We start from the raw sequence: 12,456 nt of genomic DNA, 5'->3' as shown, positions 1-12,456 counted from the left end.
GTGTCCAATATGTCACAGGACTGGTCGGTGGAGCGGCCCCGCATGAGCGACGTGGCCTACGAACGCATCCGGCAGGCCATCGTCACCGGCGAGCTGGAGCCCGGCAGCAAGATCAAGGACAGCGACCTGGCGGAGCGGCTCGGCCTCAGCCGCACCCCCGTCCGCGAAGCGCTCGCCCGGCTCGCCGACACCGGCCTGGTCGAGGCCAAGCCCGGGGTCTACACCATGGTCACCACCCTCGACCGTGCCGACGTCGAGGCGACCCTGTCCGTGGTCGAGGTCCTCGACCAGCTCGCCGTGCGCACCGCCGTGCCACACCTCACCGCCGACGACGTCGCCACCATGCGACGGGCCAACACCCGCTTCGCGGCCGCGGTCAAGAAGAACGACACCCAGGCGGCTCTCGCCGCCGATGACGCCCTGCACGGCGTCATCATCGACGCTGCGCACAACCCGCTCCTCAAACGGCTGATCACCCAGGCCGAAGGCTCACTCCACCGCATCTACTACCGCAAGTTCTCCACGCTCCTGGGCGGGCAGGACACCATCGAGCACCACAACCAGCTCATCGAGCTGTGCCGCGCGAAGGACGCCGACAACGCGGCACGCGTCACGGCCGAGCACCGCCGACACCTCGGCGGGCTCATCGCGGAGCTGTTCGACACCAACGAGATCGGCCAAACGGCCTGAGCGCTAGGCGCCTTCAGCCGGTGGCGTCGCGCCGCACCTGCGTTCGAGCTCGCGCACGATGCGTCGCTCCCGGCGTTCGAGCTCGGCTCGCCGATGCATGTACCCCGCGTGGGGCCGGTACCCGCTCGAGGCCGCATCTGCGGACATCCGGTCCTGAAGCCTGGCGAGCTCCGCGACCAGCTCATCGGTCGTCATCGACTCCAGGGCGGCAGCCTGGTCGTCGAGCGGGTGCAGCTCTGCAGCCATCACTGAACCTCCTGTGCGCCGGTCGACGAGATCGACAGTCTTTGCTTACCCGCAACGTCGGCGGCTCACGCATCCCGTCGACGTCGACGCCGCCGCCGCTCGGGTAGGTCATGGGGCCGCCCGACGTCCAGGAGCGCATCGATCTGCCAGGTGGTCAGATGGGTCGGGTAGTCAGCGACCAGGTCGATGACCCGCGTGAGCAGCTCGATCTCCTCGCGCAGCCGCGCGTCGACGAGGTCGCCGCCGGCCGGCAGCGGCAGCTCTTCCCGCTCAGCACCCATGAGTCGCACAGCTCCCTGCGCTCCAGAGGCTGGCGGAGCCTCACAGCAGGCCAGCCCATCGCGACCAAAACCCCCTGCCTCTCAAGGGTAAGGAGATGCCTGCCGCTCGTCCCGGGAACTGCTCCGACCCGATGCGTCTCCGGGCCGGCCTGAGCACGACGGAGTGGCTCGACCGAACCCGTGCGGATGCGGAGTCTCAGGGGACGGTAGGTGCCACCGCCTGTGCCACGTTGCTGGAGCCGGACGGTGGCATGGTTCGCATACCCATAGAGGCCGATTTGTCACGGTTCGGAGATGCCTCGGATCCGGGCGGAGGCTCGGGCAGGGCACCCGTGCGAAGGAACTCCAGGGCGATGTCGCGCAGCTTGACGTTGGCATTCTGCGAGTTGCGGCGCAGGTAGTTGAACGCGGACGTGGCGTCCATGCCGTGGCGCTCCATCAGGATCCCCGTGGCCTGCCCGATCATCTGCCGGGTCGCCATCGCCGACTCGAGCTGCTCGACCTTGCGGCCGAGACCCACCGTGGCCCCGGTCTGCGCGGCGAACGTCTGGGCCAGGGTGAGTGTGTGGACGTCCAGGACGTGGCGCGTCGTCCAGTAGAGACCGAGGGAGCCGACGGTGCGGTTCTCCCAGATGAGGGGCACGGCGAGCTGGGAGCGCAGCCCGAGGGCGGCAGCGGCGGAACCGTATGCCGGCCAGCGGCGGTCGCGTCGGACGTCCTCGCTGACCACGGTCAGGCCGGTGTTGAGCGCCTCGAAGCACGGGCCCTCGTCCAGCTCGAGGTGCAGCTGCTGTACCGACACCGCGAAGGCGCTGGACGCCGCAGCGGTCATGGGGGCGGGCCGGTGCGTGACGAGGACGCCGGCGTGCTCGATCTGCGGGATCGCCTGGGACGCGACCTCCAGCAGGGCGCTCATGTTCTCGTCCAGGTTCGAGACGGTGGGGCCGGCCGCGGCCTGCGCGGAGGGCGGCGGGTGAACGTCGTGCATGGGGAGTGCCTCCTCACGGGCCGGCGTTCCCAAGCTTCTGTAGGAGCCGTTCGCGGCCGCACGCGCGGGGTGGTGTCGCGTGTTGTCGTGCCCGATGTTGTGAACATACCGCCGGGCGGGCGTGAGCAGGGTCGATGAAGCCGACCACTTGATGGATTGCCCCGCGCAGGTCGGCTGGCTGGACTGGGCCTCCCACCCCTGCGACCACCACCCGGCACCGCAGTCTCATCGTCCTGGGAGCAGTGGATCACGACACCCCATCACCGGAAGGAACCACTCATGTTCGGAATGTTGCGCCCCGCAACCAGGGGCCGCAAGACGTCGCTGTCTCGGCGGATCGGCATCTTCGTCGGCACCGTCGCCCTGGCCGCCTCGACCGCCCTCACGGGAGCGTCGACCGCATCGGCAGACGGCTACTACAAGGCGCCCTATCCCGCCGGTGAGAGCTACCAGGTCACCCAGGGCAACGGCGGCGCGTACTCCCACCAGGACTACTACAACCGGTACGCGTGGGACCTCGGCCTGCCGGCCAACTACGAGGTCTCGGCGACGCAGGGAGGCTGGATCGTCATCTCGAACTGGTCTCCGTACTGGCAGAACGGCATCGAGGTGATCATCCGCCACCCCAACGGCCAGTGCACCCAGTACGCGCACCTCAACCGCTCGTTCTACGAGCCGGGGAACTGGGTGCCGCAGGGGCGCATCATCGGCTGGTCCGGGAGCACCGGCGCCGCCACCGCGCCGCACCTGCACTACTCGGTGATCAACTGCAACACCCGGCAGTCCCTTCCGTCGACGATGGAGGGCTGGGTCCCGCCGACCGGTTCGTGGCCGCGGAGCTCGAACTACTACGCGTGACGTGACGGACAGGGGCGCACGGGGCACCTCGCCCCGTGCGCCCCTTCGCCCCCCGGGCCGGCTCTCATGCCGTCCCGCGACGGTCCTCGACGCTCAGGTCGAGCGCGTGGAGGCCGCGCTCCGCCTTGGTGGCGAGGTACTGCGCGTTCGCGTCGGACAGGTGCACGCCGGTGGGCACGCGGCGGGCCACCGTGATCCCGAGCCGGTGCAGCTGGTCGGCCTTGTCGGGGTTGTTGCTCAGCAGTGACACGCGCTCGACCCCCAGGGCGCCGAGCATCTGGGCCGCGACCGTGTAGTCGCGTTCGTCCGCGGCGTAGCCGAGTGCCTGGTTGGCCTCGTAGGTGTCGAGCCCGCCGTCCTGCAGCACGTATGCGTCGAGCTTGGCGTAGAGGCCGATGCCGCGGCCCTCCTGGCGCAGGTAGAGCAGGAAGCCGCCGGCGGCGTCGAGGCGTTCGACGGCCTCGCGCAGCTGCGGTCCGCAGTCGCAGCGCTGACTGCCGAAGACATCACCCGTGAGGCACTCGCTGTGCAGCCGCGTCAGGGTCGGGACGGCGCTCCGGGCGTCCGGGTCGAGCGGGCCTGCTCGGTCGCCCAGGCCGAGGGCGACGTGTTCGAGTCCGTCGACCAGGCCGTCGAACGTGAAGGCGCGGGCCGACGTCTCGAAGCCGTCCGAGAAGGCCAGCGGCACCGTGACCTGCGTCCGGATCCGTGCAGCGGCAGGCCGCTCCGGCGCCCGGCTCACGGCGCGTCCGTCCCGAACCGCGGGGACAGGGCGTACCGGAGGAGCACCACGTCACCGATCTGGCGCACCTCGGCCAGCGTGGCGCGCCGGTCAGGGTTCCAGGGATAGGCGCCGTCGCCGACGAACCGGCAGGCACCGGAGTCGCCGACGAAGAACGGCGCGACGACGAGCTGCAGCTCGTCGGCAAGGTCGTCGGTGAGCAGCTGGGTGTGCACCGTTCCCCCTCCTTCGACCATGAGGCGCCGCACGCCGCGGTCGACGAGGTCCTCGCAGACCCGCCGCATCGAGACCTCGTGCCCGGCGTCCACCACGTCGGCGGCCGAACCGAGGCGGTCGCGAGCAGCGTCCACCGCGTCGGTCGAGCAGTACACGAGCTTGTCCGTGTCATCTGGAGCGAAGAAGCTTGCGGCACAGTCGAGCTCGGCTCTTCGCGTGACGGTGACCTTTGTCGGCGACGGCGGGAGACCCCGGTCCACCCTCGCGGCACGTCGCTCTGCGGACCGCACGAGCAGGCGAGGGTTGTCCTTGCGGATGGTGCCGGCCCCCACGAGGATCGCGTCGCTGGCGGCCCGCTCACCGTCGACGCGGTCGAAGTCGGCGTCGTTGGACAACATCAGCCGGGTGGTGGCGCGGGTGCTGAGGAAGCCGTCGATCGACATGCCGCAGCTGAGCAGGGTGTAGGGACGGTCAGCCACGGGCACCGCCCTCCATGACGAGGGCGGGTGCGTTCAGCGGGTGGTCGCGGGCTGGCGCGGCTCGTCGGGCGACGACCAGCAGCGCAGCCCCGGGCAGGCTCGCAACGAGCACCATGACGCCATAGACCACAGCGGTGCCCACGCCGGCCGAGGCGCCGAGGCCGGCCGCGCCGAAAGCCCAGGCGGCCGCACCCTCGCGCGGCCCCCAGCCGGCGACGTTGAGCGGCAGGCCCATCGCGACGAGGACGACCAACGCGAGGGGCGCCAGTCCCAGCAGCGGGGCGGTCACGCCGGCACTGCGCGCTGCGACGACGAAGGTGACCACGTGACCGGCCACGACGACGGCGGACGCCGCCACCACACCCGGCCACGTATGCCGTCCCAGCAGGCCCGCGCGTACGTCGGCGAGCGCTGCCCGCACCACGCGCCCCGGCAGACTCCCGTCAGTGCTGCGCTTCGCTCGCCTGCTCACGAGGAGCAAGGCGGCCAGCGCGGCGACGAGCGTGCCGAGGGCCACGACAGCGGACGCAGCGGACGCCCCTGCCGTGCCGCTGGGTTCTGCGCCCGCGGGCACGGGGTGCAGCGGTGACGGCAGGAGCAGGAGGGCACCGAGCGTGAGGCCCCCGAGGACGAACTGACCCGCCGAGCGCTCCCAGACGACCGAGCGCAGCCCCCGGCCGAGGTCGCCGACGTCGCGACCGTGACGCACGCCGCGGCGCACGTCGCCGATCACCCCGCCGGGGAGCGTCACGTTGAGGAACTGGGACCGGTAGCACTCGGCGACGGCGGAGCGCAGCGAGAGCTCGACGCCGAGACCACGGGCCACGAGGACCCACCGCCACGCGCCGCACACCGTGGTCAGGGCGGCGAGGAGGGCCGCCGCGGCCAGGGAGCGGGCGTCGATGCCGAGCACGGCGTCCACGAACGGGCCCGAACCCAGGCGCCAGACGAGGACGGCGAGGATCACGGCACCCACGAGCGGACGCAGCGACGACCGGTAGCGACGCATTGCTCCTCCGCCCCTTTCTGCGAGGTCCCCCGTGGGGACGACGTCCGCGGGGGCCAACGGGTTCAGACGGCCCATACCCGCTCCAGCACCCCCGACACCTCCGCGGCCGTGCCCGACCAGGGGGTCAGGGCGAGTCGGCGCTCGACGGCGCGGCGTCGCAGGCGGCTGCGCAGGTCGTCGTCGCCGAGCCACGAGCGGAGCGCGTCGGCGAGCAGGTCGGGCCGGCCTGAGGGCACGAGCAGGCCGGGTGGGCCTCCCTCAGAGCCGATGGCCTCCGGCACGCCGCCGACCGCCGTGGCGAGCACCGGGATGCCCCGCGCCAACGCCTCGGTCACGACCATGCCGTAGGTCTCGGTGAGCGAGGGCAGCACGAGCAGGTCTGCGGCGGCATACGCCTCGTCGAGGGCGACACCCGCGAGCGGGCCCGGAAAGCCCACCCGTTCGGAGAGTCCGGCGCGTGACAGCCGGTCGCGGACGTCCGCGACGCGGGCCGGGTCCAGGGCCAGCGACCCCGCGCAGACACAGCGCCACGGCAGGTCGGCGACGAGCGTCAGGGCGTCGGCGAGGTCGGTGTGACCCTTGTGCGGGGTGACCGCGGCGACGCAGAGCAGCTCGCCGCCGCTCGCGCTGCCAGGCGCCACGGGGCGCGCGTCCACGCCTGGTCGGGCGACGTGCACCGCCTCGGGGTCGAGGGCACAGGTGTCGAGGAGCAGCTCGCGGCTCCACGCGCTCGGTGTGACGACCGCAGAGGCCGCCGAGAGAACGCGGCGCTCCCCCGCTGCCGCGCCAGGAACCGTGGGTCCCAGCGGCATGTGGACGAGCACGACGAGGCGTAGCCGGTCGGCTTCCGGCACGAGCACGCCGTCGGCGCAGCACCCCACGAGGCCGTCGACGAGCACCAGGGCGCCGCCGGGCACCTCCGCCAGCACGGCCGCCAATCCTGCGAGCGCCGCCGAGACCGGATGCGGCCACGCCCCCACGACCTCGTGCTCGTGCACCTGCCAGCCAAGGTCACGCAGGCCCGCCACGAGGTGCCGGTCGTACGTGTTGCCCCCGCTGGGGCGCGCCGGGTCGTGGATCCCGGCGGGCACGATGACGTGCAGGTCGGTCACAGGGCGCGCTCGTAGGACGCCCACGCGACGTGCGACTCGTGGAGCGTCACGAGGAGCCCGGTCACCTGCCCGGCGGCGCCGCCGCCCAGGTCGCCGGCCTGCACCCGCTCGGCCACCCGGTCCGCGACGGTGCGGGCCAGCACCTCCGTCGAGGTGTTCGTGCCGGCGAAGGCCGGCTCGTCGTCGAGGTTGCGGTAGCTCAGGTCGCCGACCACCTCGTGGACCCGTTGGGTGGCCAGCCCGATGTCGACGAGGATGGCGTCGTCGTCGAGCTCGGGCCCGCGGAAGGTCACGTCGACCACGAAGGTCGCGCCGTGCAGCCGCTGCGCCGGCCCGAACACCTCGCCGCGGAAGCTGTGGGCGATCATCATGTGGTCCCGGACGGTCACGCTGTACATCGAGCTCCCCGATCAGTAGGTGATGGTGTGGCAGATGGCCGGCAGCGTGCCGTCCGCGAGGCGCGGCATGACCTCGGGCAGCTCCTCGAACCGGGACTCGCCCGTGATCACGGCGTCGAAGGCGGGGTCGCGCAGGAGGTCGACGGCGAGTGCGAGGCGCTGGGCGTGCGTGTAACGCGAGCGGCGCACGGCCGCAACGGAACCCACCTGGCTGGCGCGGATGCCGAGACGTCCCGAGTGGAACGACCCACCCAGCGCCAGCTCGACCCGGGAGTCGCCGTACCAGCTGAGGTCGAGCACGGTGCCCTCCGCCGCGAGCAGGTCGAGGGAGAGCTGGAGGCCGGAGCCCGTGGCGCTCGTGTGGACGACCAGGTCACGGTCCGAGTCATGCCCGAGGTCAACGGGCTGGGCGAAGTCCACGCCCAGTCTGCTCGCCACCTCCGCCCGGGTCGGGTCCTGGTCGACCAGGGTCACGGTGGATCCGGGGAAACGCGACAGCAGGCGCGCGACGCAGCACCCGACCATGCCCGCGCCGACGACCGCGACGCGGTCACCGAGCAGAGGTGCCGCGTCCCACAGCGCGTTGACGGCGGTCTCCACGGTGCCCGCGAGCACCGCGCGACGAGGGGGCACGTCGTCCGGCACGAGGACGACCGCCTCCGCGGGCACGACGTATGCCGTCTGGTGCGGATGGAGGGCGAAGACCGTCCGCCCGACGAGCCCGTCCGGCCCCTGCTCGACGACGCCGACGCTGAGGTAGCCGTACTTCAGCGGCGCGGGGAAGTCGCCCTCCTGGTGCGGGGCTCGCATGGCGGCGTACTGGTCGACGGGGACTGCCCCGCGGAACACGATCGCCTCGGTGCCCCGGCTCACCCCGGAGTGCAGCGTGCGCACGAGCACCTCGCCCGGCCGCGGCTCGGGCAGCGCGACGGGCCGGATCTCGCCCCTACCGGGCTCGACCAGCCAGAACGCTCTAGCGTCGGTGGACACGCGACCAGACTAAACGGACAGTGAACGTGGGCGGCCATGCCGTCGTCCTTGGTACAAAAGCCCTTCGGTGAGTGGAGACGCAGTGCGTCAGGTGTTCCCGTCCGGTCCGGCGACCGGGCTCGTCGGTGTGCTGGCGCTGCTCGCCACGCTGCACGACAGCGTCGGGCTCGACGCTCTCGGCTGGACCGTCGGGATGGGCTGCGGTGTGGCCCTGGCCGTCGTGCTGGCGCACTGGCTCGTCGCCGCCGGCCGACGCACCCTCCTGCCGGCGGACCGCGTGACCCTGACCCGAGCCGTACTCGTGTGCGGCGTCGCCGGGCTGACGGCCGACGCCGGCACAGTCGTGTCCGGATCGAGCGGCGTCCTCGTTCTGCTCTGTGCGGTCGCGCTCGTGCTCGATGCCGTCGACGGTCAGGTCGCCCGCCGCACCCGGACCGTTAGCCCCCTCGGCGCACGCTTCGACATGGAGACCGACGCCTTCCTCATTCTCGTGCTGAGCATCCACGTCGCCCGAGACCTCGGCTGGTGGGTGGTCGGCATCGGGGCGGCGCGCTACTTCCTGCTGCTCGTCCGCGCCGCCGGCCGATGGATGCCGTGGCTGCGCGGCCAGGTCCCGCCACGGCGCTGGCGCAAGGCCGTCGCCGCCCACCAGGGCATCGCGCTCACCGTCGCGACGGCGGAGGTCCTCCCGGCCACTGCCTCCACGGTGGCGGTCGCTGCCGGCCTCGTGCTCCTCGTCGTCTCGTTCGGGACGGAGGTCGCGACGCTCCGGCGGCAGGCCCACGAGAAGGCTGTCGTCGGGACGCCCGTCGCGTGGCCGGTCGGACCGCTGGGCGAGGCCGAGGTCCGGTCCCTCACGTGACGGACAGGGACCGACGCGGGGGTGTCCGCCGCGTGGGCGGCCACGTCGTCACCGGGCTGGCCGTCCTTCTCGTGTGGGTCGCACTCGTCGCGCCGGCACCCGTCCCGGGATGGTCGGCGTCGGCGCTCGCCCTGGTCCGGATCCCGGTCGAGGGGCTCGTGCTCGTCGTGGCGATGCTCACCCTCCGCGGCGTGGCGCGGCGCTGGGTCGAGGTCGTCCTCGGGGTCGTTCTGGGGCTGCTCCTCCTCGTGCGGGTCCTCGACGCGGCATTCCTGGCGACGCTCTACAGGCCCTTCAACCCGCTCACGGACTGGCGCCACGTCGGGTCGGCGAAGGACCTCGTCGCCGACGCGGCAGGGCCGGTGACGGCTCTGCTCGCAGTCGGCGCCGCGGCGCTGCTCGTCGTTGCCCTGGTCGTCTTCGGGCCGTTGGCCCTCCGGAGGGTCGGGCGGCTCGTCGACCGGCACCGAGACGGCGCGGCTCGCGTCGGCGCCGGCCTCGCAGCCGCCTGGCTCGCCTGTGCCGCACTCGGAGTCCGCGTCGCGCCGGGTATTCCGGTCGCGTCGACGAGCGCGGCCGCCCTCGCCGTCCACCAGGTCGGCTCGGTCCACGCCGGCCTGCGCGACCGCGACGTCTTCGCCGCGCAGATCCCCGTCGACCCGTTCCGCGACACCCCGACACCGAACCTGCTCACGGCGCTCCGGGGGAAGGACGTCGTCCTGGTCTTCGTCGAGAGCTACGGCCGGGTGGGCGTGGAGCGTTCACCGGAGGTCGCGGCAGCGCTGGACTCGGGAGCGAGCGCCCTGGGGGCGGCCGGCTACTCGAGCCGCAGCGCGTGGCTCACCTCCCCGACGTTCGGCGGCATCAGCTGGCTCGCCCACTCGACCTTGCAGTCCGGGTTGTGGGTGAACAGCCAGCAGCGCTACGACCAGCTCCTCGACACGGGCCGGCTGACCCTCACCGGGGCCTTCGCGCAGGCCGGCTGGCGCACCGTCGCCGTCGTCCCGGCCAACCGCCGCGACTGGCCGGAGGGCAAGGCGTTCTACGGCCACGACGAGGTCTACGACGCGCGCACCCTCGGCTACGCCGGCCCGGGCTTCGGGTATGCGCCGATGCCCGACCAGTACACGCTCTCTGCGTTCGACCGGCTCGAGCTCGCGCGACAGGGCCGGCCACCGGTGATGGCCGAGGTCGACCTCGTCACGAGCCACGTGCCCTGGGCGCCGCTGCCGCGGCTCGTCGACTGGGCGACGATCGGCGACGGCTCCGTGTTCCACGCCCAGACCGGCACGGCGACACCCCGCCAGGTCGTGTGGAGCAGCACCTCGGGGGTCCGCACGGCCTATGGCCAGGCGATCGCCTACTCGCTCGAGAGCATCGTGTCGTTCCTCCGCGGCACCCACGACGACGACCTCGTCGTCATCGTCCTCGGCGACCACCAGCCGGCCAGCGTCGTCTCGGGCCCGAACGCGAGCCACGACGTGCCGGTCACCCTCATCGCGCGCGACCCCGCCGTGCTCGACCGCCTCGCGGCCTGGCGCTGGCAGGACGGTCTCAGGCCCGGCACCGACGCGCCCGTGTGGCCCATGGACCGCTTCCGCGACCGCTTCCTCACGGCATACGGCCCGAACGCCGGAGGCCGGTGAACCGCCCACGGCCACCGGTCGTCTTCGTCAGCAGCGAGTCCAACACCACGACGCATCCGGGCGTCGCGGCGTGACCCGGACGACAGGAGCGTCGAGATGAGACTCCGAGCCCTTGGTGCGGTGGCGCTGGTCGTCTCCGCTGCGGTGCACCTCTACCTGTGGTTCGACGGGGTGCGGAACCAGACCGTCGGACCTCTGTTCCTCGTCAACGCCGTGGCCGGCGTGGTGATCGCGGTGATGCTCCTGCGGTGGGAGCACTGGCTCCCGGCCTTCCTCACCTTCGGTTTCGGGGCCGTGACGCTCGGTGCGTTCGTGATCTCCTCCACGGTGGGGCTGCTCGGCGTCCATGCCGAGTGGGCAGGGCTGTCCGTCTTCGTGGCAGCCGCGGCGGAGATCGTGTGCATCGTCGTGGGCCTGACGTTGCTGCTCGCCAACCGCTCGGTGTCGCCGGGCATGAGCCCGACCCACGGCCGCCACGCGTCGTGACCGTGCGGCGAGGGCGGCCCGGGGGCTCCCCTCAGCCCTCGATGATGCCCAGCCGGCGCCCGAGGAAGAGCACGGCGACCGCGAAGTCGTTCTCGGACGTCTCGCGCTCGACCCGCGCCCAGTCCACCTGCTCGCGCAGGGCCCGCAGCACCGGCAGCACCTTGGCGAGGTCGCAGTAGTGCTCGTCGAGCGCGGCCAGCTTGTGCACGACGAGCTGGGTCGCCTCGAGCACGGGCATCTTGACCGACAGGACCTCCATCGTCGTGGCGCGCTCGACCTCCGCGCGGTGCACCGCGCCGCCCACGGGACCGTGGATGATGTCGACCATCGCACCGTTCGCGAAGACCTTGAAGAGCCAGTCCTCCGGGGGTTGCACGACGTCGAGGTCCTGGTCGGCGAGGAACTGCGCGACGTGGTCGACGTCCTCGTCCGCGATGAGGAAGTCCACGTCGTGCTCGGGTTCGGGCCCGCCCCGCGCCCACGCGGCATACCCGCCCATCAGCGCGAACGGCACGCCGGACTGCTTCAGTGCCACGGCCACCGTCTTGAGCGCCTCCCGCAGGTCCGGCGCGTCGTCGACTCCCATGTCTTTGGTGTACCCACCTGGGGCGGTGTGCCGGCGGGCCACGTGAGCTGCCGGGCGCGTGAGGGTAGGGCCACGGTATGAGAGTCGCGACGTTCAACATCCTCAACGGGCGCGTACCGACCGACCAGCACGTCGACCTCGACGGTTTCCGGACCGCGATCCGACGCCTCGACGCGGACATCCTGGCGATGCAGGAGGTGGACCACAACCAGCACCGCTCCGACCACGCCGATCTCACCGCGATCGCCGCCGAGGCCATGGATGCTCCCGAGCACCGCTTCGTCGCGGCGCTGACGGGCAGCCACGGCGCGACGTGGGTCGCCGCCACCGGCGAGGAGCAGCCGGACTCGGCGGCCTACGGCATCGCGCTGCTCTCCCGGTTTCCCGTGCACGGATGGCGCGTGGTCCGGCTCGCCCCGGTGCCGACGCCGGTGCCGATGCGGTTCTCGGGCCGGCGGTGGCCCGAGCTGGTGCGCGACGAGCCGCGCGTCGCGGTCGTCGCCGACATCGAGTCTCCCGAGGGCCCGGTGACCGTGGCCAACACGCACCTGTCGTTCATCGACTGGTGGAACGGCCGGCAGCTGCGCCGGCTCATGGCAGACGTCGCCGACGACACCGGCCCGGTCGTGCTCATGGGCGACCTCAACATGGGGCCCGAGCGGGCCACCCGGATCACCGGCATGCGGCCCGCCGTGGAGCTCGCGACCTTCCCGGCGGAGGCGCCCACCCAGCAGCTCGACCACGTCCTCGTGCGCGGTGCCGTCCAGGGCACCAACGGGGAGGCCGTGCGCCTGCCCGTCTCGGACCACCGGGCGCTCGGGGTCGAGCTCGTGCGGGGGCCGGAGGGGGCCTGACCTGCGGTCCTGG

At 72.4% G+C, this 12,456-nt stretch carries 16 protein-coding genes; 6 read left to right on the top strand and 10 right to left on the bottom strand.

The genetic code is table 11. From position 1 onward, the window contains the following. Nucleotides 1-42 precede the first annotated feature (42 nt). Complete coding sequence (locus H9I49_RS06900) at nt 43-690, top strand: GntR family transcriptional regulator (protein WP_188029511.1); 648 nt, start codon at nt 43-45, stop codon at nt 688-690. Between the two features lie 3 nt (nt 691-693). Here the strand turns inward: H9I49_RS06900 and H9I49_RS06895 are convergent, their stop codons facing one another. The 3 genes from H9I49_RS06895 to H9I49_RS06885 form a co-directional block, all read right to left on the bottom strand. Next, a complete protein-coding gene (locus tag H9I49_RS06895) occupies nt 694-936 on the bottom strand; it encodes a hypothetical protein (RefSeq protein ID WP_188029510.1) in 243 nt (80 codons plus the stop codon). 65 nt (nt 937-1,001) lie between these two features. Next, the gene (locus H9I49_RS06890) at nt 1,002-1,217 is read right to left on the bottom strand and encodes a hypothetical protein (protein ID WP_188029509.1); all 216 of its coding nucleotides are present in this window, start codon (nt 1,215-1,217) and stop codon (nt 1,002-1,004) included. Between the two features lie 196 nt (nt 1,218-1,413). After that, nucleotides 1,414-2,205, bottom strand: a complete 792-nt coding sequence (locus H9I49_RS06885; RefSeq protein ID WP_188029508.1) for a GAF and ANTAR domain-containing protein — start codon at nt 2,203-2,205, stop codon at nt 1,414-1,416. Nucleotides 2,206-2,484: 279 nt separating this feature from the next. Here H9I49_RS06885 and H9I49_RS06880 point away from each other — a divergent pair, with 279 nt between their 5' ends. Further along, nucleotides 2,485-3,063, top strand: a complete 579-nt coding sequence (locus H9I49_RS06880) for a M23 family metallopeptidase (RefSeq protein WP_223128269.1) — start codon at nt 2,485-2,487, stop codon at nt 3,061-3,063. 64 nt (nt 3,064-3,127) lie between these two features. On the opposite strand, the gene ribA is transcribed toward H9I49_RS06880, so the two are convergent. The 6 genes from ribA to H9I49_RS06850 all read right to left on the bottom strand — a co-directional run bounded on the left by ribA (nt 3,128) and on the right by H9I49_RS06850 (nt 8,009). Continuing rightward, entirely contained in the window at nt 3,128-3,805 is a 678-nt protein-coding gene (ribA, locus tag H9I49_RS06875) for a GTP cyclohydrolase II (RefSeq protein ID WP_188029507.1), read from the bottom strand. Next, nucleotides 3,802-4,500 (bottom strand): dihydrofolate reductase family protein, encoded by a 699-nt coding sequence (locus tag H9I49_RS06870; protein WP_188029506.1) that lies wholly within the window; start codon nt 4,498-4,500, stop codon nt 3,802-3,804. The genes ribA and H9I49_RS06870 overlap by 4 nt, the downstream gene beginning before the upstream one ends. Next, entirely contained in the window at nt 4,493-5,509 is a 1,017-nt protein-coding gene (locus tag H9I49_RS06865; RefSeq protein ID WP_188029505.1) for a lysylphosphatidylglycerol synthase domain-containing protein, read from the bottom strand. The genes H9I49_RS06870 and H9I49_RS06865 overlap by 8 nt, the downstream gene beginning before the upstream one ends. Before the next feature lie 62 nt (nt 5,510-5,571). Beyond that, the gene (locus tag H9I49_RS06860) at nt 5,572-6,621 is read right to left on the bottom strand and encodes a glycosyltransferase family 4 protein (protein WP_188029504.1); all 1,050 of its coding nucleotides are present in this window, start codon (nt 6,619-6,621) and stop codon (nt 5,572-5,574) included. Continuing rightward, entirely contained in the window at nt 6,618-7,019 is a 402-nt protein-coding gene (locus H9I49_RS06855; protein WP_188029503.1) for a 6-carboxytetrahydropterin synthase, read from the bottom strand. The genes H9I49_RS06860 and H9I49_RS06855 overlap by 4 nt, the downstream gene beginning before the upstream one ends. 12 nt (nt 7,020-7,031) lie before the next feature. After that, on the bottom strand, nt 7,032-8,009 hold the full coding sequence (locus H9I49_RS06850; RefSeq protein WP_188029502.1) for a zinc-binding alcohol dehydrogenase: 978 nt from the start codon (nt 8,007-8,009) through the stop codon (nt 7,032-7,034). Between the two features lie 67 nt (nt 8,010-8,076). On the opposite strand from H9I49_RS06850, the gene H9I49_RS23405 reads away from it, so the two are divergent. The 3 genes from H9I49_RS23405 to H9I49_RS06840 all read left to right on the top strand — a co-directional run bounded on the left by H9I49_RS23405 (nt 8,077) and on the right by H9I49_RS06840 (nt 11,003). Further along, nucleotides 8,077-8,871, top strand: coding sequence for a CDP-alcohol phosphatidyltransferase family protein (locus H9I49_RS23405; protein WP_370587459.1), 795 nt, complete (start codon nt 8,077-8,079; stop codon nt 8,869-8,871). Between the two features lie 32 nt (nt 8,872-8,903). Then, the gene (locus tag H9I49_RS06845; protein WP_370587458.1) at nt 8,904-10,517 is read left to right on the top strand and encodes a CDP-alcohol phosphatidyltransferase; all 1,614 of its coding nucleotides are present in this window, start codon (nt 8,904-8,906) and stop codon (nt 10,515-10,517) included. Nucleotides 10,518-10,613: 96 nt separating this feature from the next. Next, nucleotides 10,614-11,003 carry a hypothetical protein gene (locus H9I49_RS06840; protein ID WP_223128268.1) on the top strand — a complete coding sequence of 130 codons (390 nt, stop codon included), beginning with the start codon at nt 10,614-10,616 and terminating at the stop codon, nt 11,001-11,003. Between the two features lie 31 nt (nt 11,004-11,034). Here the strand turns inward: H9I49_RS06840 and H9I49_RS06835 are convergent, their stop codons facing one another. Next, on the bottom strand, nt 11,035-11,589 hold the full coding sequence (locus H9I49_RS06835; protein WP_188029501.1) for a nucleotidyltransferase family protein: 555 nt from the start codon (nt 11,587-11,589) through the stop codon (nt 11,035-11,037). 77 nt (nt 11,590-11,666) lie between these two features. Here H9I49_RS06835 and H9I49_RS06830 point away from each other — a divergent pair, with 77 nt between their 5' ends. Beyond that, nucleotides 11,667-12,443 (top strand): endonuclease/exonuclease/phosphatase family protein, encoded by a 777-nt coding sequence (locus tag H9I49_RS06830; protein ID WP_188029500.1) that lies wholly within the window; start codon nt 11,667-11,669, stop codon nt 12,441-12,443. Nucleotides 12,444-12,456: the final 13 nt, after the last annotated feature.

This window comes from Terrabacter sp. MAHUQ-38, from assembly GCF_014518425.1.
Classification (GTDB): domain Bacteria; phylum Actinomycetota; class Actinomycetes; order Actinomycetales; family Dermatophilaceae; genus Terrabacter.
The sequence above is the reverse complement of the archived record's forward strand: the minus strand, read 5'-3'. Positions and strand labels throughout refer to the sequence as shown.

Bases quoted from the DNA above. Each gene is read 5' to 3' on its own strand.
- H9I49_RS06900 (WP_188029511.1), top strand. From the start codon at position 43: ATGAGCGACGTGGCCTACGAACGCATCCGGCAGGCCATCGTCACCGGC.
- H9I49_RS06895 (WP_188029510.1), bottom strand. From the start codon at position 936: ATGGCTGCAGAGCTGCACCCGCTCGACGACCAGGCTGCCGCCCTGGAG.
- H9I49_RS06890 (WP_188029509.1), bottom strand. From the start codon at position 1,217: ATGGGTGCTGAGCGGGAAGAGCTGCCGCTGCCGGCCGGCGGCGACCTC.
- H9I49_RS06885 (WP_188029508.1), bottom strand. From the start codon at position 2,205: ATGCACGACGTTCACCCGCCGCCCTCCGCGCAGGCCGCGGCCGGCCCC.
- H9I49_RS06880 (WP_223128269.1), top strand. From the start codon at position 2,485: ATGTTCGGAATGTTGCGCCCCGCAACCAGGGGCCGCAAGACGTCGCTG.
- H9I49_RS06865 (WP_188029505.1), bottom strand. From the start codon at position 5,509: ATGCGTCGCTACCGGTCGTCGCTGCGTCCGCTCGTGGGTGCCGTGATC.
- H9I49_RS06855 (WP_188029503.1), bottom strand. From the start codon at position 7,019: ATGTACAGCGTGACCGTCCGGGACCACATGATGATCGCCCACAGCTTC.
- H9I49_RS06840 (WP_223128268.1), top strand. From the start codon at position 10,614: ATGAGACTCCGAGCCCTTGGTGCGGTGGCGCTGGTCGTCTCCGCTGCG.
- H9I49_RS06835 (WP_188029501.1), bottom strand. From the start codon at position 11,589: ATGGGAGTCGACGACGCGCCGGACCTGCGGGAGGCGCTCAAGACGGTG.
- H9I49_RS06830 (WP_188029500.1), top strand. From the start codon at position 11,667: ATGAGAGTCGCGACGTTCAACATCCTCAACGGGCGCGTACCGACCGAC.